We start from the raw sequence: 19,671 nt of genomic DNA, 5'->3' as shown, positions 1-19,671 counted from the left end.
ACGTGGCGGCGGTGCGTGAATCCGATTCGCTCGCAGAGGCTCTCACCGATACCCGTCGCACGATCGCCGATGCCAAGCGCATCGTGGTCAAGATCGGTTCCTCGGCGCTCACCAGCCTCGACACCGGTCTGGATCTGACTCGACTCGATCTGCTCGCCGACGCCATCGAGTCTCGGATGCGCAGCGGCACCGATGTGGTGGTCGTGTCCTCCGGTGCGATCGGCGCAGGGATGGCACCGTTGGGCCTGACCAAGCGTCCACGGGACCTGGCCACCAAGCAGGCTGCTGCGAGCGTCGGTCAACTCGCTCTGGTTCATGCGTGGAGCTCGTCGTTCCACCGGTACGGGCGCACGGTCGGACAGGTTCTGCTGACCGCCGAGGACATCGCGCGGCGAACCAACCACCGCAACGCTCAGCGCACCCTGGATCGGTTGCGCTCACTCGGTGCCGTGGCCATCGTCAACGAGAACGACACGGTCGCCACCGCAGAGATCCGGTTCGGTGACAACGATCGCCTGGCTGCTCTGGTCGCCCACCTCGTCGGTGCGGACGCACTGTTCCTGCTCTCGGACGTGGACGGGTTGTACGACGGTGATCCCCGCAAGGGCAGAGCGACACTGATCCCGGAAGTGACCAGCCCCGAGGATCTCGACGGTGTCGTCGCCGGTTCGGGGGGAGCGCTCGGCACCGGCGGAATGGCCTCCAAGCTGTCCGCTGCGCGTCTCGCGGCCGACGCCGGCGTTCCGGTGCTACTGGCCGCGGCATCCGATGCTGCCCATGCGCTGACGACGTCCGCGGTGGGTACCGCTTTCGCTGCCCGGCCGACGCGATTGTCGGCGCGCAAGTTCTGGGTCCGTCACGCTGCCGATGCTTCGGGAGAACTGCACCTCGACGCCGGGGCCGTGCGTGCCGTGGTGGAGCGGCGACGATCGTTGTTGTCCGCTGGTATCACGTCGGTGACGGGAGCTTTCCACGGCGGAGACGTGGTCTCGTTGGTCGACCACGCTGGTGTACTGGTGGCTCGCGGGGTCGTCGCGTACGACTCGGGGGAACTCGCCGGGATGCTCGGGAGGTCGACAGGGGAGTTGGCCGCAGAGCTTCAGCGCCCGGTGGTTCATGCCGACGATCTGGTTCCTGCCTGATCGACGTCGTCGGCCAACGCGGTCGCTACCTCGGAACACCCGGCGTGCAGTGTGAGAGAAGCGAATTCGTCGCCCCGAGTGGTGCCGCGGTTGACGATGACGATGGGCTTCGACGTCTTGGACGCGTGTCTGACGAACCGCAGGCCCGACATCACGGTCAGCGAGGATCCGAGCACCAGCAGCGCGTCGCTTCGGTCGACGAGATCGTATGCCTCGGCCACGCGCGGCTTCGGTACGCTCTCACCGAAGTAGACGATGTCGGGTTTGAGTATGCCCGAACATGATTCGCAGTCGACCATGCGGAAGTGTGCGGTCGAGGAAATGATGGCGTCGGCATCGGGGGCGATCTCGACGCCGTCCGCTGGCGCAACGGACTCGAGGAAACCGGGATTGGCACGATCGAGTCGGCGGGCCAACTCGAAGCGCGAGATCAACCGCTCGCAGTTCAGGCAGCGAACTCGGGCGTAGACGCCGTGCAGGTCGATGACGCGTCGGCTGCCCGCCTTGGTGTGCAACATGTCGACGTTCTGGGTGATGATCCCGGTGACGACGCCTGCCCGTTCGAGTCGGGCGAGCGCTCGGTGGCCGTCGTTGGGCACGGCGGCGTCCATGTGTCGCCACCCGACATGGTTGCGGGCCCAGTAGTGCCGGCGGAATTCGGCGTCACCGATGAACTGCTGGAACGTCATCGGGTTTCGAGGCGGTGACTGCGGACCGCGGTAATCGGGAATCCCGGAGTCGGTGGACATGCCCGCGCCGCTGACGACGGTGACGGTCTTCCCGTCGAGCAGGGAAGTCAGCTGCTCGTACGGTGCCGCGGACACAGGGGTTGCATTCACTTCGTCCAGGATAGCGATCCCTCGCCGGATGGGCACCGTGGATACGCCAACGGCCCGCACCGACCTGGATAGCGTCGGTGCGGGCCGTGAGGACGTGCCGGTGTTACGCGGGTACCTCGACGAGGGGGTACACACCGTTCTCGTCGTGCGTCTCGTTGCCGACGACGGGAGGATTGAACACGCAGAGCATGCGCATCTGGGTACGCGGCTCGACAGTATGGCGCTCGTGTCCGTTGAGCAGGTACATCGATCCCGCACCGAGCTCGTAGGTCTCGCCGGTCTCGCGGTCCGTGAGCGTTCCCTCGCCCTCGATGAGCCAGACGGCCTCGACGTGGTTGGCGTAGTGGAAGTTGTTCACCGTACCGGCCTGGATCGTCGTCTCGTGGAACGAGAATCCGACCTTGTCGCCGCCGAGGATGATTCTCTTGCTGCGCCAGTTGCCGTCTTCGCTCGAGATATCGCGGTCGGTACCGGTGATTTCCTGCGTGGTACGAACGATCATGTCGATGTCCTCCTTCGATTTCGGTGCGTGCGAACGGGTCTCTAGGAGAGGACCTTCGCGACGGCACTTTCGATGATGTCCAGGCCGCGATCGAGCTCGTCGATCGTCGTGGTCAGCGGGGGAAGCAGCTTGACGACCTCGTCCTTGGGGCCGGCGGTCTCGACGAGCAGACGCTCGTCGTAGCACAGCTGAGACACCTTGCCTGCGAGTTCTGCGTCGTCGAACACCAGGGCCTGAACCATGCCGCGGCCGCGGGTGGAGATGCCGTCGAACTTGGCGCACAGCTTCATGAACCGGTCCTGGATGTGCTCGCCCTTGACCAGGGTTTCCTTCTCGAACTTGTCATCGGACCAGTAGTGGTCGATGGCGGCCTTCGCCGTGACGAAGGAGGGATTGAAGCCGCGGAAGGTGCCGTTGTGCTCGCCCGGCGACCACACGTCCAGCTCGGGCTTGAAGAGAGTCAGCGCCAGCGGCATGCCGTAGCCACCGATGGACTTGGACAGCGTGACGATGTCCGGGGTGATGCCTGCTTCCTCGAACGAGAAGAACTGGCCGGTGCGTCCGCAGCCCATCTGCACGTCGTCGACGATCAGCAGGATCTCACGGCGCGAGCACAGCTCGGCCAGGGCGCGCAGCCACTCGGGGCGCGCGACGTTGATGCCGCCCTCACCCTGGATGGTCTCCACGATCACTGCGGCCGGGCGGGTGAATCCGCTGCCGGAATCGTCGAGCACGCGCTCGAACCACTGGAAGTCCTCGGTGACGCCGCCGAAGTAGTTGTCGTACGGCATCGGAGTGGTGTGCACCAACGGAATTCCGGCTCCCGCTCGCTTCATCGAGTTGCCGGTGACCGACAGCGCGCCGAGGGTCATGCCGTGGAATGCGTTGGTGAAGTTGATGATCGCCTCGCGGCCGGTGACCTTGCGAGCGAGCTTGAGTGCGGCCTCGACGGTGTTGGTGCCCGTCGGCCCGGGGAACTGAACCTTGTAGTCCAGGCCGCGGGGATCGAGGATGTTCCTCTTGAACGACTCGAGGAACTCCCGCTTGGCGACGGTGGACATGTCGAGTCCGTGCGTGATGCCATCGCTGGTGATGTAGTCGACCAAAGCGCTCTTGATCAAGTCGTTGTTGTGGCCGTAGTTGAGAGCGCCTGCGCCACCGAAGAAGTCGAGGTAGTCGTTGCCGTTCTCGTCGGTGATGACCGAGTTCTTCGCGGTGGTGAACACGGCGGGCCACTGGCGGCTGTAGCTACGCACGCCGGACTCGACGGTCTCGAATACATCGGGCTTCTCTGTTGTCACGGTGTTCTTTTCGGTCATGTTCTGCTTGTTCCTTTCGTAATTCCGCGACGCGTCGGGGCCTACTGTGTAGAGCTCCTCGGCTTCGTGGCTATCAGGGAAATCGTTGGGCGCGAACAAATCCGACCTGACGATATCGGTGCCTCGCTTACGTGCGAGGCTCGTGAAGGTTGCGATCGACGCTTCGTTGTCCGGGCTGATCGTCGTTTCCAGATGCGTGATGCCCTGTGGCTCGAGGCGGTCGAGCAGCTCCATCAGCATGCGACCGGCAAGTCCCTTGCCACGCTGATCCGCATCCACGGCGACCTGCCACACGAACAGTGTGCGCGGGGCGTCCTGGCGGATGTATCCGGTGACGAAACCGACTGCGCGGCCGTCGATGTCGGATACGACGGTGGTGGCCGCGAAATCACGGCACCACAACACGTACGAGTAGCTGGAATTTAGATCCAGAACTCGCGAATCTCTTGCGATCTCCCAGAGCCGGACTCCGTCGGAGATCTGTGGCTTACGAAACTTCACTGCGTCCGGCGCAGTGAGCGGGGTACCTCTCAGCAATGCGGGCTTCATAGGAAATACAAACGTAACAAGGTCGCCGAGGCATATCGAGTGCGCCGGGAAATCGACCCCGGAATCGGACATGCTTCCCCAGGTTAACCCGTCAATGTGATGCTGGTCACTTCACCGGCGCCCGGCTGGCTGTACCCGCAACGACGGAATTCAAACCACCCGCTTCCGACGGACCGCTACTTCGGTGTCGCCAAAGCGAACGGAAGCACCGCTTCGGCACCCGCAGTTCGCAGAGCCGACGTGGCGCAGGTGAACGTCCACCCGGTGTCGGTCAGCAGGTCGATCAACAGAATCGGCCCTGTCACGGACGATACGTCCGGAACGTCCCACGAGTCCACCAGCCCGGCGACCCTGAACGCCGAATTGGCCGCCGAGACCGGCGGATGACCAGCCCTGACCTGCATGACACCGAGATCGTCCAATTTTCCGACGGCGGCCAATCGCTCGGCGATCGATCGCACCAGCACCGGATGGGTGGGGGAGTCGAGAGCCAGAACGGCAGTCGGGCGCTGCTTCCAGTCCCAGTTGGCGAGCACGGTGATGCACGCCTTCTCCAATGCGTCGGTGGCCGGAGCATCGGGTGCATCGAGCAGGGCACGCAGCCGGCTGCCCCAGCCGAGGTCGGTGAGTCGACCCAGCACGCGCCCGGGTTCGTGTGGGTCGGCGATCTTGCCCGAGAGCGAGACACCCAGCTTCTTCATGCCGCTGGGCCACTGCTTTCTCGGCTGCAGGTCGATGCCCGGCCGGTCCAATCGTGCCCGTGCCGAGTCGACCGCAGCCGCATCCACCGACGCCGACAAGTGCTCACCGGTGCAGTTGTCGCACCGTCCGCACCTGTCGGACTCGCTACCGGGTGCGCCCAGATCCGGGTCGTCGAGTTGCCTCCGCAGGAACTCCATCCGGCAGCCGTCGGTGCCCTGGTAGTCGATCATGGCCTGCTGTTCGCGGTCCCTGGCCTGTTCGAGACGCTCGTAACGTCCCGCGTCGTAAGTCCACTGCTCCCCGGTGGCCATCCAACCGCCACGAACGCGTCTGACCGCGCCGTCGACGTCGAGAACCTTCAGCACCATCTCCAGCCTGCTGCGATTGAGCTCGACCAAGGGCTCCAGCGCCTGCGTCGACTGGGCCTTGTCGGTGTTCAGGGCATCGATGACCTGCCGCACCAGATGCTCGCGGGGGAATGCGACGGAGGCGAAGTAGCTCCAGATCTGGCGATCCTCGTGACCGGGCAGCAGCACCACATCGGCGCGCTCGGTGGCGCGACCGGCTCGGCCTACCTGCTGGTAATACGAGATCGGAGACGACGGTGCCCCCATGTGCACGACGAAGCCGAGATCGGGCTTGTCGAAGCCCATCCCCAATGCGGAGGTGGCGACGAGGGCCTTGACTCGGTTGGCCAGCAGGTCACCTTCGAGCGATTCGCGCTCGGTCGGATCCGTCTGACCGGTGTAGGACGCCACCACGTGGCCCTGATCGGTGAGCAGCGCTGCGAGGTCCTTCGCGGCCGAGACCGTCAGCGTGTAGATGATTCCCGAACCCGGCAGGGTTTTCAGGTGATCGGCGAGCCACGCCGCCCGTTCGGTGGCGTTGGCGATCTTCACCACAGCCATGCGCAGAGAGTCGCGTGCGAGTCCGCCGCGCAGTACGAGCGTGTCGCCGCCGCCGACACCCAGCTGTGCCGCTACGTCGTCCACCACGCGGTCGTTCGCCGTCGCTGTGGTCGCGAGCACGGGGATACCGTCGCGCAACTCGGCGATCAGGGTTCTGATACGTCGATAGTCGGGCCGGAAATCGTGGCCCCAGTCGGAGACGCAATGTGCTTCGTCGACCACGACCAGGCCCGCATCACCTGCCAGGGACGGCAGCACCTGATCGCGGAAATCCGGATTGTTCAATCGCTCCGGACTGACCAGCAACACGTCGAGCTCGCCCGAGGCGACCTGCTGATGGATGTCGTCCCACTCGGTCATGTTGCCGGAGTTGATGGTGGCAGCACGGACGCCCGCCCGCTCGGCGGAGGCAACCTGGTTGCGCATCAACGCCAACAGTGGAGAGACGATCACCGTCGGACCGAGGCCCTGTGCGCGAAGCAGTTTCGCCGCGATGAAGTAGACCGCCGACTTGCCCCAACCGGTCCGCTGCACCACCAGCGCCCGCCGCCGGTGCACGACGAGGGCCTCGATGGCCGTCCACTGGTCTTCCCGCAGCACCGCAGCCGGGCCGGCGAGTTCGCGCAACAACTCTTCTGCGCTCGCGCGCAAGTTCCCGGTCGTGGGCTCCGTGGTCGTTGTCATAGGCTCCATCGTGCAGCAAGCAACCGACATCCAACGCGGGCCGGTCGGAAACGGTCGGACCGTGCAGCCCGAGAGGACCAGCGGTGATCGATCCCGATTCCGATTCGATGCCGGCCGACCAGGGCCCCGTTCACCGTCACCTCTGGGCACTGGCCGTGGTGTTCGTCGGCGGTGCGGCGGGCACGGCTGTCCGCTACGTGATCGAGGAGCAGCTTCCGCATTCGGCGTCGCAATGGCCGACGGCCACCTTCGGGATCAACATCGCCGGTGCGTTCGTGCTCGGACTTCTGCTCGAGTCGCTGGTTCGCGGCGGGCCCGACGCAGGAGTTCGGCGCAGGTTACGGCTGCTGCTCGGTACCGGTTTCTGCGGTGCGTTCACCACGTACAGCACCTTCGCCCTCGAGACGGTGGACGGGATTCGAGGTGGGTTCACCGGGCTGGCATTGGCGTACGCAGTGGTCAGCGTGATTCTCGGAATACTTGCAGCCTGGGCTGGAATCGTGTTGGCAGGCAGGGTGATTCGATGATCGCGCTGTGGATCGCGGCGGCCGGCGGGTTGGGGGCAGTCTTTCGCTTCGTCGTCGACGCTGAAGTGAAGTCTTCTCTCGCGGCGCGGACGAGCTTTCCCTGGGCGACGGTCGGCATCAACGTGTCCGGATCGTTTCTGCTGGGTGTGCTGGCCGGATGGGTGATGTTCCGAGCCGGCTCCACCGACGTTCAAGCCGTCATCGGTACCGGGTTCTGCGGCGGGTACACCACGTTCAGCACGGCGAGTGTCGAGACGGTGCGGTTGCTACAGCAGGGGCGTCGACGCGATGCCGCCGTCAACGTGACAGTCACCGTGCTCGCGTCCGTGCTCGCGTGCGCAGGCGGCCTGGCGCTCGCGTCGTCGATGTAGGACGGTCGACGCGAGGACGAATTCATGCCTGGCTGACGCGCACCATGTTGCCGGCGGGGTCACGGAATGCCGCGTCGCGCGCACCCCACGGCTGACTCGTCGGCTCCTGCAGAATCTCGGCGGTGCCCGCCGCGCGAATTCTCTCGAAGGCCGCGTCGAGGTCGTCGGCACGAAACAGCAGGCCCGGAAGCTCGCCCTTGGCGAGCAGGGCCGCGATCTGATCGCCGAGTTCCTGCGACCGGCCCGCGTGGGGCTGCGACAGTACGATCTCGATCTCGGGTTGGTCGTCGGTGGACAGAGTGATCCAGCGGTAGCCGTCGTTGGCGACCTCGCTCTTGACCTCGAGTCCCAGAGCGTCGCGATAGAACGCCAACGAGGCATCGGGGTCGTCGGTATAGACGTGTACGTGGCTCAGTGAAAGTGACATGGGGAAATGCTAGGACGCCCCGACCCTCGATGCTTCTTCGATTCTGCTCGATTTGGTGGCAGCCACGGTGCCGCGCATCGGCCGACCCAGAATCATGGCCGTGCACGTCGGCACCGCCCGGCTGTCGCGGTGGTCGCGGGCGCGGTATGCGCTCGGCGTCTCGCCGACGATCTCGGTGAACCGCGAACTGAACGATCCGAGACTGGTACAGCCCACCGCGAAGCACGCCTCGGTCACGGTCACATCGCCGCGGCGCAGCAAGGCCTTGGCGCGTTCGATCCGTCGAGTCATCAGATGTGCGTAGGGCGTCTCGCCGTAGGCCTCGCGGAAGCGGCGACCGAAGTGCGCGGTGGACATCAGTGCCGTGCGGGCCAGCGTGGGGACGTCGAGTGGCTCGGCGAATTCGCGATCCATCCGGTCTCGCGCGCGACGTAGAAGTTGGAGCTCCTCGAGGTCGGGGGCATTCATCCTGCGGCCGTATCTCGGAGTGCGTCGATGTCCTCGCGAGTACCGGAGGACGTACTCGCACCCGGTCTAGTCGCGGCGAAAGATCCCGCAGCGCAGGCCCATTGGACGGCCTTACGTGGGCCGTCGAACCAGGACGCGGCCAGTGCTCCGGCAAATGCGTCCCCGGCCCCGGTGGTATCGACGGCGTCGACGCGCGGAGCGGCGACCTCGAACGATTCCGAGCCGCGGTATCGAGCGCCTCTGGCACCGAGTGTGGTGATCACGTGCGCCACTTCGTTCACTCGGTTTCCGAGACGGGCTTCCTCGGCTTCGTTGACCACGAGCACGTCGGTGGCCGCCACCAGGGCGTCGGGCAGATCCTGAACCGGTGACGGGTTGAGTATCGTCACCACGCCGCGAGAGCGGGCGTACTCGAATGCAGTCACCACGGTATCGAGCGGAATTTCCAACTGACACAACAGGATAGCGGCGTCGGAGATGACGGCGAGGTCGTTGTCGGTGAGGTCCCGAACGTGTTCGTTCGCCCCGGGGACGACGACGATGCTGTTCTCGGCGTGATCATCGACGGAAATGGCGGCAATTCCGCTCGAACCCGGTGCCGTACGCAGCGCTCGGTCGTCCACGCCCGCGCTGGACAGTGTTCGGCGCAGTGTCTCACCGAATTCGTCGTCTCCGACCGCTCCGATGAACGACACCGGAACGCCGGCCTTGGCGGCGGCGATGGCCTGGTTGGAGCCTTTGCCGCCCGGTGAGGTGGTGAACGATGTGCCCAGCACTGTTTCGCCGGGGTCGGGCAGGGAGGGGGTCCGGGTGATCAGATCCATGTTGATGCTGCCGAGAACGACGATGCGGGGGTTCGAAGCGGACACCGACGAACTGTATCGCTCCGGTAGTCGGCCCTGACCCCGAACTGCCAATTGCAGATTGTTGACAATCTGAATTCGGTGAGTGACGATGGCACCCATGACAGCGTCGACTCGCACCCACCTCAGCCCGGCACTCAAGCAGGCGACCCCGATCGTCGTCGATCACGGAAAGGGCAGCTGGATCATCGGCACGGACGGGCGCAAGTACCTCGACTTCACCACCGGTATCGGCGTCACCAGTACCGGGCACTGCCATCCCCGCGTGGTCGAGGCCGCGCGCGAGCAGGTGGGCAAGATCATCCACGCGCAGTACACGACCGTCATGCATCAGCCGCTTCTGGCGCTGACCGACAAGCTCGGCGAGGTGTTGCCCGCGGGGCTGGACAGCGTGTTCTACGCGAACTCCGGGTCCGAGGCCGTCGAGGCATCGATTCGGTTGGCGCGCATGGCAACCGGACGGCCCAACATCATCGCCTTTCACGGGGGGTTCCACGGACGCACGGTAGCGGCCGCGTCGTTGACCACCGCGGGCACCAAGTTCCGTTCCGGATTCTCACCGATCATGGGCGGAGTGCACATAGCACCGTTCCCCTACGCCTTCCGGTACGGCTGGGACATGGACACCGCGGTCGCCTTTGCGCTCAAGGAACTCGACTACCTGCTGATGACGATGTCCAGCCCCGCAGACACCGCTGCGTTCATCATCGAACCGGTACTCGGTGACGGCGGTTACCTGCCCACGCCTCCCGAGTTTCTCGAGGGACTTCGCGAACGGGCGGACACCCACGGGATCGTCCTCATCGTCGACGAGGTCCAAGCAGGAGTCGGGCGCACCGGAAAGTTCTGGGGCCACCAACATTCGACCATCACGCCCGACATCGTCATCACCGCGAAAGGTCTGGCCAGTGGATTCCCGATCTCGGCCATCGCGGCGTCGACGGAGTTGATGGGCAAGGCGTGGCCCGGGTCGCAGGGCGGCACGTACGGCGGCAATGCCGTCGCCGCTGCCGCGGGTGTCGCCACGCTCGACGTCGTGCGTGAGGAAGGTCTGGTCGACAACGCTGCCGCGCAGGGCCGAGTTCTGCTCGACGGCCTGTTGGCACTGAAGTCCGAGCACTCCGCCATCGGTGATGCACGTGGACTCGGCCTGATGCAGGCACTCGAATTCGTCGACAGCGCAGGCAATCCCGATGCTGCGGCCGCCCTGCGCGTGCAGCAGGGTGCGATCGACGAGGGGTTGTTGCTGCTGACCTGCGGCGCGCTCGGCAACGTGGTCCGGATCATCCCGGCGCTGATCGTGAGCGACGACGAGATGCGGCAGGGCCTGGACGCGTTGTCGCGCACGCTGAAGAACGTACTGTGACGTCTGCTCCGGTGCGGTCCCCGGTGCCGGCACTCGTGCAGCGAGTGCTGGAGATGGGTATCGAGATCGACGATTCGTCTCGACGGCTCGCCGAGTACTCCTACGACGCCTCGAACTACCGAATTCCGCCTGCGGCTGTGGTCTTCCCCCGTAGCGCCGACGAGGTTGCCTCCGTGATGATGCTGTGCGGGGCCGCGGGTGTCGCAGTGATCGGCCGCGGCGGCGGAACGTCCATGGCTGGCAACGCGATCGGCCGCGGAATCGTGATCGACTTCTCCCGCCACATGAATCGCGTGATCTCGGTGGACACCGACGCGCGGACCGCGGTGGTGGAGCCGGGAATCGTGATCTCGGAGTTGCAGCGTGAACTGGTGGCGCGCACCTCGGGGACGTTCACCTTCGCACCCGACCCGTCCAGCAAGACACGCGCGACGGTGGGCGGGGCAGTCGGCAACGACGCGTGCGGCAATCACTCGGTGCGCTACGGACGAACAGCCGACCACACGGTGGCCATGGACGTGGTCACCGCCGACGGGCACCTACTTCGGGTGACCCGTAGCGGTGTGGAGGCAGTGCGTTCGGAGGATGCGGCGGCAACCGATGCAGCCGAACGTATCTCGCGCGAGTTGCAGTCGCTCGCGGCCGACAACCTCGCGCTCTTCAGAGTCGAGTTGGGCCGCATACCGCGACAGGTGTCCGGATTTCACCTCTCGCATCTACTGCCCGAGAACGGATTCGACGTTGCTCGTGCACTCGTCGGGAGCGAGGGCACGTGCGCGGTGATCGTTTCGGTCACCGTCGCCGTTGTTCCCGTGCCTCCGGCGGCGTTGTTGCTCTGCCTCGGATACGAGAACGTGGTGGCTGCTGCCGCCGACGTGACGGCCATCCTCGAGTTCTCGCCTGCCGCGGTGGAGGGCATCGACGACAACATCGCTCAGACGATGGAGTACCGGCGCGGACCGGATTCCATCCGCGGTCTGCCTGCGGGAAACGCGTGGCTCTACGTCGATCTCGACGGGGCCGATGCGGCCGAGGTCGAGGACAAAGCGGCCCGTCTGCTCGAGGCGCTCGGTCGTCTCGGCCGCGTGAAGGAAGGCCGCATCGTCACCGACCCGGCCGATCGAACAGCGCTGTGGCGAGTACGTGAGGACGGCGCAGGTCTGGCGACTCGACTCGCCAGCGGAGTCGAGTCCTGGGGTGGCTGGGAGGACGCCGCCGTCGCACCCGAGAACCTGTCCGCCTACCTCGCCGACCTGAATTCGCTTCTGGCCGAACACGATCTGACCGGCGTGATGTACGGACACTTCGGTGCGGGCTGCATGCACGTGCGCATCACGTTCGATCAGCGCACCGACGCCGGACGACGGGTGATGTACGACTTCCTGCGCGCCGCCGCGCGGGTGGTGGTCAAGCACGGGGGCAGCCTGTCGGGCGAGCACGGTGACGGCAGGGCCCGGTCGGAACTGCTCCCGGTGATGTACTCACCGCGCATGCTCGACGCCTTCGCGCGGTTCAAGCGCATCTGGGATCCCCGCGGGATTCTCAACCCGGGTTCGATCACCGATCCGGAACCGATGATGGACAACCTCATGCTGCAGGGCATCCCGCAGCGGGAATGGAAGACGACCTTCGATCTGCACCAGATCGGAACGCGGGCAGATCTGGATCCGTTCGTCCACGCCACTCAGTCGTGTGTCGGTGTCGGCAAGTGTCGTACGACGTCGGGCGGCGTCATGTGCCCCAGTTTCCGGGCGACCGGCGACGAGAAGGATTCGACGCGCGGCCGGGCCCGAGTGCTGCAGGAGATGGTGCGCAGTTCGCCGACCGTAGCCGACGGATGGGCATCGAAGGACGTAGCCGAATCGCTCGACCTGTGTCTGTCCTGCAAGGCCTGTTCGTCGGATTGTCCGGTCGGCGTGGACATGGCGACGTACAAGTCCGAGTTCCTCGATCATCACTATGCGGGGCGACTGCGGCCGCTCTCGCACTATTCGCTGGGCTGGTTGCCTCGCTGGCTGAAGGTGACACAGCGAACGGCACCGCTGCTCAACCGTCTGCTCACCCCGCGCATCGCGGCGCTGGCCGCTCGACTCGGTGGGCTCACCACCGAGCGGCCGCTGCCGCGCTTCGCGTCGGCGAATGAACTTGCTGACGAGATACGGATCGGTGGAGGCCGCGCCGCCGACGTGGTGTTGGTGGTCGACACGTTCACCCAGGGTTTTCGGCCCGAGGTCGCGGGCGCAGCGCAGCGCGTGCTCGAGGATTCCGGCCGCAGCACCGAATGCCGGACCGACGTGTGCTGTGGCCTGACCTGGATTTCGACTGGCCAGCTGAAGGCCGCCCGCAAGCACCTCACGAAAGCCGTTGCTGCACTGGACGACGGCACCGACCGACCCATCGTCGTCACCGAACCGAGCTGCGCCGCGGCGTTCCGCAAGGACATGCCGGAGCTGGTTCCCACCGCGGCCGCGAGACGGGTCGCGGCGCGGGTGCAGAGTTTCGCCGGCGCGGTGATCGACCAGGCCGCTGCCGGGTGGGTGCCCTCGGCCGAGGTTCCCGAATCGGTGACGGTGCAGACCCATTGCCACGAATACGCGGTGTTCGGCAACGCCACCCAGCGCACGGCGTTGGCCGCCGTCGGTATCGAGGCGGTGCGCGAGGCCACCGGATGCTGCGGGGTCGCAGGAAACTTCGGCTTCGAGTCTCGGCACTACGAGCTCAGCATGGCCGTGGCCGAGCAGGCCCTCGCCCCGGCGGTTCGCGCCGCCGAGCCCGATACCCCGATTCTGACCGACGGATTCTCCTGCCACATGCAGGTGCGTCAACTCACCGGTGACCTGACCAGCGATGCGTCCGTACACCTGGCGCAGATACTCGATCCACGTTCGACGAAAGGACCGCGGCCATGACCGCCAGCTCGACCAGCCTCACGCGTCCGGAGATCACTGCTCCGACCGAACTGTTCGTCGGAGGCGCGTGGACCGCCGCTGCATCCGATGCCCGGTTCGATGTCGTCGATCCTGCCAGCGGCGAGGTCATCGCCAGGGTCGCCGACGGCGGCATCGTCGATGCCGAGAACGCCATGGCCGCAGCGGTCGATGCCGCCGCCGACTGGGCCGCGACTGCGCCGCGGGCACGCAGCGAAATCCTGCGCAGAGCATACGAATTGATCATGGCGCGGCAGGAGGAGCTCGCTGAGATCATCACCGCGGAAATGGGCAAGCCACTGGCCGACGCTCGTGGTGAGGTGGCGTACGGTGCCGAGTTCTTCCGCTGGTTCTCCGAGGAAGCGGTGCGCATCTCGGGCGATCACACCCTTACCGGAGACGGCAAGAACCGCATCGTGGTCACCCGGGCACCGGTGGGGCCGTGCATTCTCGTCACTCCGTGGAACTTCCCGTTGGCCATGGGAACTCGGAAGATCGGACCGGCGTTGGCCGCAGGCTGCACCGTGGTGTTCAAGCCCGCCGAGCAGACGCCGCTGACCGCACTGGCCCTGGCGGAAATCCTGCACGACGCGGGTGTTCCGGCGGGAGTGGTCAACGTCGTGACCACCACCGACGCGTCGGGTGTCGTGGGCTCGTGGATGAGCAGCGGTGCGGCCCGCAAGATCAGCTTCACCGGATCGACTGCGGTGGGCAAGATTCTGCTCGAGCAAGCTGCGTCGACGGTGATGCGCACCTCGATGGAGCTCGGCGGCAACGCACCCTTCATCGTCATGGACGACGCCGACCTCGCCCGCGCCGTGGACGGTGCGATGGTCGCCAAGATGCGCAACATGGGTGAGGCGTGCACCGCCGCCAACCGGTTCTTCGTACACCGCAGTGTCGCAGCGCAGTTCGCGGACAAGCTCGCCGAGCGCATGGGTGCGCTGTCGGTGGGTGCCGGTAGCGCACACGGAACCGAGGTGGGTCCGCTGATCGACGAGGCGGGCCGCGCCAAGGTGCAGACACTCGTCGACGACGCCCTCGGGCGTGGCGCACGTGCGATCGTCGGGGGAGCGGCTCCGAACGGACCCGGCTACTTCTACCCGCCGACGGTCCTCACCGATGTCGATGCGGCGTCGGATCTGATGTCCCAGGAAATCTTCGGACCGGTGGCCGCAATCGTCCCGTTCGACACCGAGGACGAGGTGATCGCCCTCGCGAACGACACCGAATGGGGACTCGTCGGATATGTCTTCACCCAGGACATCGACCGGGCTCTGCGGATGGGGGAGCGCCTCGAGGTGGGAATGGTCGGCCTCAACACGGGTCTGGTGTCCAATCCGGCTGCGCCGTTCGGTGGCGTCAAACAGTCCGGACTCGGCCGTGAGGGCGGAAAAGTCGGAATAGACGAGTTTCTGGAGTACAAATACTTCGCCATTCCCCGAGGCTGAGAGAGGTTTTCGATCATGCCCAGTTCGAGACGATTGACGCCCATCGACGCACGCAACACGTCGATGGTCATTGCCGACCAGATTCGCGACCGCATCATCGACGGGTCCTACGCCCCCGGGGAGCAGATCAACGAGGCCAACGTCGCCGCGGAACTCGAGATCTCGCGGGGACCGGTGCGGGAGGCGCTGCAGCGCCTCAATCAGGAGGGGCTGCTCGTCAGCTACCGAAATCGCGGCGTGTTCGTCGTCGAGCTGAGCAGTGAGGATGTCACCGAGATCTACGAATCCCGCGCGGCCATCGAGGTCGGTGCCGCGTGGACTCTGGTGCACGGGGACCGTGCGCGCCTGGTGTCGGCTGCCGACGAGCTCTCGGCCATCGTGATGCAGATGCAGCCGTTCATCGATCGGGCGGATTGGCGAGGTCTTGCCGAACGGGATCTGGCGTTTCACACCGCACTGGTCGCGGCGACGCGCAACAGCCGAATGTCGCGCATGTACGCCACGCTCGCGGCGGAGGCACGTATCTGCATGGCCAACCTCGAAACTGCGTACTACCGGCCGGAGGCGTTGGTGGAGGAACACCAGCTGATCGTCGACCTGTTGCTCGGATCGGATTGGGACGCACTGGAAAAGGGCGTGCACGAGCACATGGACACCGCCATCCACGACCTGACCCGTGCCATGGTCGAAGAGCAGGCCGAACACTCGGCACTGGCCACTCCTGGATAGTCGCCGGTCCGGCAACACAGCATTTACATCCGAAGTCTTGCGAACCTCTCACGCCAGCGCCTAGCCTGATTGTCAACAATCTACTAAACCGACCTCATTGAAGGGGGTGCCCGTGAACGACTCACCCGACGCCGCCTACGTCACCGCACTCGGACCCGACGAGACCACAGGACGGGCCGCTCCCGGCCTCGCTCGGTACCCCGATGTTCCGAACAGCACGCCGATCACGTTCACCGACGAGGAGTACGCCTTCCGGCTCGCTGCCGTCCGCGAGCGGATGGCAGCGCAGAACCTCACCGCGCTCATCGTCACCGATCCAGCGAACCTCTACTACCTGCTCGGATACAACGCGCTCTCGTTCTACACCCCGCAGATGCTGTACGTGCCCCTCGAGGGAGAGATGTATTTCTTCGCCCGCGAGATGGACGCCAACGGCGCGTTCCGCACGTCGTGGCTTCCGCAGGATCGAACATTCGGCTACCCCGAAACGTTCGTGCAGCGCAAGGACACGCACCCGTTCGTCTGGGTAGCCGCGAAACTGCGCGAACTGGGACTGGTGAACAACTTCGAGCACGGCCAGGTGGGGCTGGAGATGGACTCGTACTACTTCAGTCCCAAGGCTTTCGAGGCACTCGTGAAGTCACTGCCCGAATATCGCTTCACCGACTCCTACGAGCTCATCAACTGGGTGCGCGTGGTCAAATCGCCCGCGGAGATCGCCCTGATGCGCGGTGCCGCGAAAGTCTGCGAATCGGCGATGTCGGCTGCGTACCAATCGATCTCGGTCGGTGAACGGCAGTGCGACGCGGCCGCGGCCATCATGAACGCACAGGTACGCGGCACCGAGGAGTTCGGCGGCGACCATCCGGCCATCGTCCCGATGCTGCCCACCGGTGCCGGAGCCGACACCCCACATCTGACCTGGTCGCATCAACCCTTCGTGCGCGGCGAGACCACCGTCGTCGAACTGGCCGGAGTGTTTCGGCGCTACCACATCCCCATGGCGCGCACGATCGTGCTCGGAAAGCCGAGTCCGCGTATGGATTACCTCGCCAAGTCCACCGGAGAAGCACTGAACGACGTGCTCGCGACCGTGCAGGCGGGCGTCACCGCGACCGAACTGGCACAGGTATGGAACACGAGCCTGGCCAAGCACGGACTGCACAAACCGTCGCGCATCGGCTACTCGATAGGCATCGCCTACGCACCCGACTGGGGTGAGCGCACCGTGAGCCTACGCACCGACGACGAGACAGTGCTCGCCGAGAACATGACCTTCCACATCATCGGCGGAATGTGGATGGACGACTACGGATACGAGGTATCCGAGGCCGTTCGCGTCACCGAAACCGGCCTCGAAACCTTCACCGCATACCCCCGAGAACTACTGACGAAGGAGTGAGCATGACCGCATCAACGAAGGGTCGTTCCGCAGGCTCCACTCCTGCCACCCAAAGTCGTTCCGCAGGCTCCACTCCTGCCATTCCCTGGGCCCTGCGGACCGACAAACTGGTGGGATCGGTGATCGATTCCTCGACATCGCTCCTCGCTGCACAGAAGCACGACATCGTCAGATTTGCCATGGGATCTCCTGCAGCCGAGACCGTTCCGGCCGCTGCGTTCACCGAGATCGCCGGCAGCGTACTGACTGCCGACGCGTTCGACTACGGTGCCACCGAGGGCGATCCGGGCTTGCTCGACGCGTTGCTCTCGTACCTCGATTCGGTCGGCGAACCCACGTCCCACGAGCGAGTGGTGATCACCTCCGGCGGAATGCAGGGGCTCGACATCGCGTGCAAGCTGTTCGTCGATCCGGGCGACCTGGTGATCGTCGAAAGTCCCACGTACACCAACGGAACCGCCACCGTGCTCAGCTACGGAGGCGACATCCTCGAGGCCCCGATGGACAGTGACGGCCTCATCGTCGAGGCATTGCCGGAGCTCGTCGAGCGTGCTGGTCGAGTGCCGAAGATGATCTACGTGATTCCCAACTTCCAGAACCCGTCCGGGGTCACCCTGTCGCTCGAGCGCCGACAGCTGCTGATCGAGCTGGCGCACCGGTGGGGATCGGTGATTCTCGACGACGATCCGTACGGCCTGCTCCGCTTCTCGGGTGATCCGATTCCCAGTTTCGGCACGCTCAGTCCCAACGACCCGTTGATCTTCTCGGTGCGGACCTTCTCCAAGATGATCGCCCCTGGCCTGCGCGTGGGATGGGTGGACGCTGCCCCGGAGGCACGGCAGTTGATCGTCAACGCCAAGCAGGCCATGGACACGTGCACCAACCTGCCCGGTCAGCGGATGGTGGCCGAGTACATCCGGCGCGGCCTGCTCGACGAGCATCTTCGATCGTTGGCCTCGGTGTACCTGCCCCGCAAGGTCGCGATGCAGAACAGCATCGACAAGTACTTCGGCGAGTCGATGTCCACGACGGACCCCGAGGGAGGGTTCTTTCTCTGGGCGACGTTGCGCGGCAACGACGTCGACTTCTCGACGCAGGACCTGTTCGAGACGGCACTGGCAGAGGGTGTGGCCTACATACCCGGGCCGGCGTTGTCGGTGGGTGGGAAGTTCCACGATTCGTTGCGGCTGTGCTTCGCCTCGTCGACGCCCGAACGCATCGACGAGGGAATCAGACGGCTGGCGGCAGCGGTGGACAAGTCGAAGCACCTGCTCGCCTCCGATCCCACCCGATGACCGTTTCGACGTCCGAAGGCGCTCTTCTCAGTTCGATCGACGAGCACGAGATCGTCTCTCTGACTGCGGCATTGATCGATGCCGGTGGCGAGAACCCCGGCGACACCGAGGAGAAGACTGCGAAGGTGCTCGCCGAGCACTGTCGCGCACTGGGATTCGACGTTCGGACTGTCGAGGTGGCTCCGGGGCGACCCAACGTCATCGTGTCCATAGGATCCGACGAACGGCCGGGAGTGCTGTTCGTCGGCCACTCGGACGTGGTTCCGGCGGGTACGGGCTGGACCACCGATCCGTTCTCCGCGGTCGTTCGAGACGGCCGAATTGTCGGCCGCGGGGCCTGCGACATGAAAGGCGGCCTGGCCGCAGTGGTCGCGGCGATGACCGCAGTGCATCGCGCCGGTCTCGCGGACGAGTATCCGATGACCTTGGCGTGTCTGGTCGACGAGGAGGACACCGGTCTCGGTATCCGAGCATTCGTCGACGCGCTTCCGCACCCGAACTACAGCTGCTGCGTGGTGGCAGAGCCGACGGACCTGGTCACCATCGTCGGATGCCGAGGGGCGGCGAACCTGGAGATAGAGGTGCGTGGCCGTTCCGCGCATGCGGGGCAGCCGCGCAACGGGGCCAACGCAATTTCCGCGGCAGCGCGCATCATCGGGATCATCGAGGGCTCCCAGGCCGAGTTGGATGCCAACCCCGACCCCGATCTGGGTCCGGCCACGTGGAACGTGGGGACGATAACAGGAGGCACCGGCACATCGATGGTCGCCGATCGCTGCGTGCTCACCGTCGACCGCCGTCTGGTACCGGGAGAGAGCGCTGCCGGTGTCGTCGGCGACCTGCGATCGCGCATCGAATCGGCCGGCCTGACCGGCGGCGACATCGACGTTCGCATCGGAATCGCGATGGAGATGCCGGGCTTTCTGACCAGCGTGAACGATGGATTGGTCACCACCGCAGTGCAATCGGTCCTCGACACCGGATCTGCACGTTCGACTGACATCTGGACCGCATCGTGCGATGGTGGTTTCGTGGCACAGCTGATGGGTATCAAGACCGTCGTGCTCGGTCCGGGGGAGATCGAAAGCCAAGCACATCGGCCGGACGAGTCCGTCGCCGTGCAGCAATTGACCGACAGCGCAAGGGCGTACGCGTTGATCGCCACCAGAATTGCTGCGCTACCAGCGCTTTAGCGTTGCA

The 19,671-nt window shown here is 65.3% G+C and carries 17 protein-coding genes and 1 pseudogene; 10 read left to right on the top strand and 8 right to left on the bottom strand.

The window, feature by feature from the left end; genetic code table 11:
• The first annotated feature begins 2 nt into the window (after window positions 1–2).
• Window positions 3–1,142 (top strand): glutamate 5-kinase, encoded by a 1,140-nt coding sequence (gene proB / locus CH283_RS16310; RefSeq protein WP_176460583.1) that lies wholly within the window; start codon window positions 3–5, stop codon window positions 1,140–1,142.
• Here the strand turns inward: proB and CH283_RS16305 are convergent.
• The 5 genes and pseudogenes from CH283_RS16305 to CH283_RS16290 all read right to left on the bottom strand — a co-directional run bounded on the left by CH283_RS16305 (window position 1,115) and on the right by CH283_RS16290 (window position 6,645).
• Window positions 1,115–1,966: a Sir2 family NAD-dependent protein deacetylase gene (locus tag CH283_RS16305; protein WP_094640217.1), complete on the bottom strand. Its 852-nt coding sequence runs from the start codon at window positions 1,964–1,966 to the stop codon at window positions 1,115–1,117. The genes proB and CH283_RS16305 overlap by 28 nt on opposite strands.
• 118 nt (window positions 1,967–2,084) lie before the next feature.
• Entirely contained in the window at window positions 2,085–2,483 is a 399-nt protein-coding gene (locus CH283_RS16300) for an ectoine synthase (protein WP_032379201.1), read from the bottom strand.
• A 41-nt stretch (window positions 2,484–2,524) separates the two neighbouring features.
• Complete coding sequence (gene ectB / locus CH283_RS16295) at window positions 2,525–3,802, bottom strand: diaminobutyrate--2-oxoglutarate transaminase (protein WP_255183251.1); 1,278 nt, start codon at window positions 3,800–3,802, stop codon at window positions 2,525–2,527.
• A gap of 48 nt (window positions 3,803–3,850) precedes the next feature.
• Window positions 3,851–4,351 (bottom strand): annotated as a pseudogene (gene ectA / locus CH283_RS28775) (diaminobutyrate acetyltransferase); the annotation flags it as partial.
• 176 nt (window positions 4,352–4,527) lie between these two features.
• Window positions 4,528–6,645: a RecQ family ATP-dependent DNA helicase gene (locus CH283_RS16290; protein WP_094640216.1), complete on the bottom strand. Its 2,118-nt coding sequence runs from the start codon at window positions 6,643–6,645 to the stop codon at window positions 4,528–4,530.
• A 107-nt stretch (window positions 6,646–6,752) separates the two neighbouring features.
• Here CH283_RS16290 and crcB (CH283_RS16285) point away from each other — a divergent pair, with 107 nt between their 5' ends.
• Window positions 6,753–7,172 (top strand): fluoride efflux transporter CrcB, encoded by a 420-nt coding sequence (gene crcB, locus CH283_RS16285; RefSeq protein ID WP_082898928.1) that lies wholly within the window; start codon window positions 6,753–6,755, stop codon window positions 7,170–7,172.
• Window positions 7,169–7,543, top strand: coding sequence for a fluoride efflux transporter CrcB (gene crcB / locus CH283_RS16280; RefSeq protein ID WP_094640215.1), 375 nt, complete (start codon window positions 7,169–7,171; stop codon window positions 7,541–7,543). Before crcB (CH283_RS16285) ends, crcB (CH283_RS16280) begins: the two co-directional genes overlap by 4 nt.
• A 22-nt stretch (window positions 7,544–7,565) precedes the next feature.
• On the opposite strand, the gene CH283_RS16275 is transcribed toward crcB (CH283_RS16280), so the two are convergent.
• Genes CH283_RS16275 through CH283_RS16265 form a run of 3 tightly spaced genes read right to left on the bottom strand, consistent with a single transcriptional unit; the run spans window position 7,566 to window position 9,262 of the window.
• Entirely contained in the window at window positions 7,566–7,970 is a 405-nt protein-coding gene (locus CH283_RS16275; RefSeq protein ID WP_068052456.1) for a VOC family protein, read from the bottom strand.
• Between the two features lie 9 nt (window positions 7,971–7,979).
• On the bottom strand, window positions 7,980–8,438 hold the full coding sequence (locus CH283_RS16270; RefSeq protein ID WP_094640214.1) for a helix-turn-helix transcriptional regulator: 459 nt from the start codon (window positions 8,436–8,438) through the stop codon (window positions 7,980–7,982).
• A complete protein-coding gene (locus CH283_RS16265; RefSeq protein WP_373455150.1) occupies window positions 8,435–9,262 on the bottom strand; it encodes a ribokinase in 828 nt (275 codons plus the stop codon). Before CH283_RS16265 ends, CH283_RS16270 begins: the two co-directional genes overlap by 4 nt.
• A 139-nt stretch (window positions 9,263–9,401) precedes the next feature.
• Here CH283_RS16265 and CH283_RS16260 point away from each other — a divergent pair, with 139 nt between their 5' ends.
• From CH283_RS16260 to CH283_RS16230, 7 genes are all read left to right on the top strand, one after another.
• Complete coding sequence (locus CH283_RS16260) at window positions 9,402–10,667, top strand: aspartate aminotransferase family protein (protein ID WP_068052448.1); 1,266 nt, start codon at window positions 9,402–9,404, stop codon at window positions 10,665–10,667.
• A gap of 53 nt (window positions 10,668–10,720) precedes the next feature.
• Window positions 10,721–13,576 carry an FAD-binding and (Fe-S)-binding domain-containing protein gene (locus tag CH283_RS16255; protein WP_094640423.1) on the top strand — a complete coding sequence of 952 codons (2,856 nt, stop codon included), beginning with the start codon at window positions 10,721–10,723 and terminating at the stop codon, window positions 13,574–13,576.
• A complete protein-coding gene (locus CH283_RS16250) occupies window positions 13,573–15,045 on the top strand; it encodes an NAD-dependent succinate-semialdehyde dehydrogenase (protein WP_094640212.1) in 1,473 nt (490 codons plus the stop codon). Before CH283_RS16255 ends, CH283_RS16250 begins: the two co-directional genes overlap by 4 nt.
• Window positions 15,046–15,060: 15 nt before the next feature.
• A complete protein-coding gene (locus tag CH283_RS16245; RefSeq protein WP_230596661.1) occupies window positions 15,061–15,774 on the top strand; it encodes a GntR family transcriptional regulator in 714 nt (237 codons plus the stop codon).
• A gap of 223 nt (window positions 15,775–15,997) precedes the next feature.
• Entirely contained in the window at window positions 15,998–17,176 is a 1,179-nt protein-coding gene (locus CH283_RS16240; protein ID WP_176460303.1) for a M24 family metallopeptidase, read from the top strand.
• Between the two features lie 2 nt (window positions 17,177–17,178).
• Complete coding sequence (locus CH283_RS16235; protein WP_094640211.1) at window positions 17,179–18,471, top strand: aminotransferase-like domain-containing protein; 1,293 nt, start codon at window positions 17,179–17,181, stop codon at window positions 18,469–18,471.
• The gene (locus tag CH283_RS16230; RefSeq protein WP_094640210.1) at window positions 18,468–19,664 is read left to right on the top strand and encodes a M20 family metallopeptidase; all 1,197 of its coding nucleotides are present in this window, start codon (window positions 18,468–18,470) and stop codon (window positions 19,662–19,664) included. Before CH283_RS16235 ends, CH283_RS16230 begins: the two co-directional genes overlap by 4 nt.
• The last annotated feature ends 7 nt before the right edge of the window (window positions 19,665–19,671 follow it).

Source organism: Rhodococcus sp. 05-2254-2 (genome assembly GCF_002259095.1).
GTDB lineage: Bacteria > Actinomycetota > Actinomycetes > Mycobacteriales > Mycobacteriaceae > Rhodococcoides.
Note: the sequence above shows the minus strand (reverse complement) of the source record. Positions and strands in the feature narration are given on the sequence as shown.

Excerpts from the sequence above, each read along its gene's own strand:
- crcB (WP_094640215.1), top strand. The coding sequence starts at position 7,169 with ATGATCGCGCTGTGGATCGCGGCGGCCGGCGGGTTGGGGGCAGTCTTT.
- CH283_RS16230 (WP_094640210.1), top strand. The coding sequence starts at position 18,468 with ATGACCGTTTCGACGTCCGAAGGCGCTCTTCTCAGTTCGATCGACGAG.
- CH283_RS16260 (WP_068052448.1), top strand. The coding sequence starts at position 9,402 with ATGACAGCGTCGACTCGCACCCACCTCAGCCCGGCACTCAAGCAGGCG.
- CH283_RS16235 (WP_094640211.1), top strand. The coding sequence starts at position 17,179 with ATGACCGCATCAACGAAGGGTCGTTCCGCAGGCTCCACTCCTGCCACC.
- CH283_RS16255 (WP_094640423.1), top strand. The coding sequence starts at position 10,721 with ATGGGTATCGAGATCGACGATTCGTCTCGACGGCTCGCCGAGTACTCC.
- ectB (WP_255183251.1), bottom strand. The coding sequence starts at position 3,802 with ATGACCGAAAAGAACACCGTGACAACAGAGAAGCCCGATGTATTCGAG.
- crcB (WP_082898928.1), top strand. The coding sequence starts at position 6,753 with ATGCCGGCCGACCAGGGCCCCGTTCACCGTCACCTCTGGGCACTGGCC.
- CH283_RS16275 (WP_068052456.1), bottom strand. The coding sequence starts at position 7,970 with ATGTCACTTTCACTGAGCCACGTACACGTCTATACCGACGACCCCGAT.
- CH283_RS16300 (WP_032379201.1), bottom strand. The coding sequence starts at position 2,483 with ATGATCGTTCGTACCACGCAGGAAATCACCGGTACCGACCGCGATATC.
- CH283_RS16270 (WP_094640214.1), bottom strand. The coding sequence starts at position 8,438 with ATGAATGCCCCCGACCTCGAGGAGCTCCAACTTCTACGTCGCGCGCGA.
- CH283_RS16290 (WP_094640216.1), bottom strand. The coding sequence starts at position 6,645 with ATGACAACGACCACGGAGCCCACGACCGGGAACTTGCGCGCGAGCGCA.
- CH283_RS16245 (WP_230596661.1), top strand. The coding sequence starts at position 15,061 with ATGCCCAGTTCGAGACGATTGACGCCCATCGACGCACGCAACACGTCG.
- CH283_RS16250 (WP_094640212.1), top strand. The coding sequence starts at position 13,573 with ATGACCGCCAGCTCGACCAGCCTCACGCGTCCGGAGATCACTGCTCCG.
- CH283_RS16265 (WP_373455150.1), bottom strand. The coding sequence starts at position 9,262 with ATGGATCTGATCACCCGGACCCCCTCCCTGCCCGACCCCGGCGAAACA.